The sequence below is a fragment of the Variovorax boronicumulans NBRC 103145 genome (genome assembly GCF_001591345.1).
Classification (GTDB): domain Bacteria; phylum Pseudomonadota; class Gammaproteobacteria; order Burkholderiales; family Burkholderiaceae_C; genus Variovorax; species Variovorax boronicumulans.
In genome coordinates this window covers 1-1,250 of the sequence record NZ_BCUS01000261.1, presented here as the reverse complement: position 1 = coordinate 1,250, position 1,250 = coordinate 1, and the positions used below count along the sequence as shown (strand labels likewise).

1 protein-coding gene is annotated in these 1,250 nt (G+C 71.4%); it reads left to right on the top strand.

Annotated elements, in window-relative coordinates:
• Positions 1-5: 5 nt before the first annotated feature.
• On the top strand, positions 6-1,250 hold a 1,245-nt coding region (locus VBO01S_RS31415; protein WP_157627557.1), incomplete at its 3' end, for an MMPL family transporter.

The window sequence follows — 1,250 nt, the reverse complement described above, 5'->3', positions numbered from 1 at the left end:
TGAGCCTGGCGCAGGCGGGCGGGCCGCCGGGGTGGTCGCGCCGCATCGTCGTTCTGCTGGCGTGGCTGCTGGTCGTGGCCCTCGGCGCGGTCGTCATCGCGCGCACCCAGATCGGCGCCGACCTGTCGGCCTTTCTCCCCAAGAGCCCCGACCTGCGCCAACGCGTGCTCATCGAGCAGCTGCAAAGCGGCGTCGCCTCGCGCACGCTGATGCTGGGCTTCGAGGGCGGCAGCGTCGAACAGCGCGCGGAGGTCTCGCGCGCCGTCGGCAAGGCGATGCGCGACAGCAAGCTCTTCGACCTGGTGCAGAACGGCGACGTGAGCGACTGGAGCGAGGCCGGCACCTGGGTGTTCCAGCACCGCTACCAGCTCTCGTCCGGCGTGATGCCGGGGCAGTTCACGGCCGAAGGGTTGCGCGAGGCCATCGTCGACACGCTGTCGATGCTCGGCACGCCGGCCGGCAACGCGATCAAGCCCTTGCTCGACAGTGATCCGACGGGCGAGACCCAACGCATCGCGATGGAGCTGGTGCCGGCCAGCGCACCGCGCAGCGAGGCCGGCGTCTGGATGTCGCGCGAGGCGCCGCGTGCGCTCATGATCGCCACCACGCGCTCAGCCGGCGGCGACCTCGATGCGCAGGCCGTCGCCATCGCCCGCGTGCAGGCCGCCTATGAAGCCGCCGCACGCGGCATGGGCGAGGCTGCGCCCAAGCTGTTGTTGAGCGGGCCGCCCGTGTTCTCGGTCATGAGCCGCGAAAAGATCAAGACCGAAGCCATCCACCTCGCGGTGGTGGGCGGCATCGTGATGAGCGTGCTGCTGCTGCTGGCCTTTGCCTCGCCGCGTGCGCTGGTCATCGCCTTCCTGCCGGTGGCCACGGGCGTGGTGGTCGGCACCGCGTCGGTCAGCCTGGTGTTCGGCTCGGTGCACGGGCTCACGCTGGGCTTCGGCAGCACGCTGATCGGCGAGACGGTCGACTACGCCATCTACTACCTGATCCAGGCGCGCGGCGCGGCCGTGGCCGGCACCGGCTGGCAGCGCTGGCGCGAGGTGCACTGGCCCACGGTGCGGCTGGGCCTGCTGACCTCCGTGTGCGGCTTTGCGGCGCTGGTGTTCTCGGGCTTTCCGGGGCTGGCGCAATTGGGCGTGTTCTCGATCGCCGGGCTGGTGTCGGCCGCGCTCGCCACGCGCTACGTGCTGCCCGTGCTGGCACCCGATGGCGCGACCGGCATGGGCATGCGCCGGCACATGGCT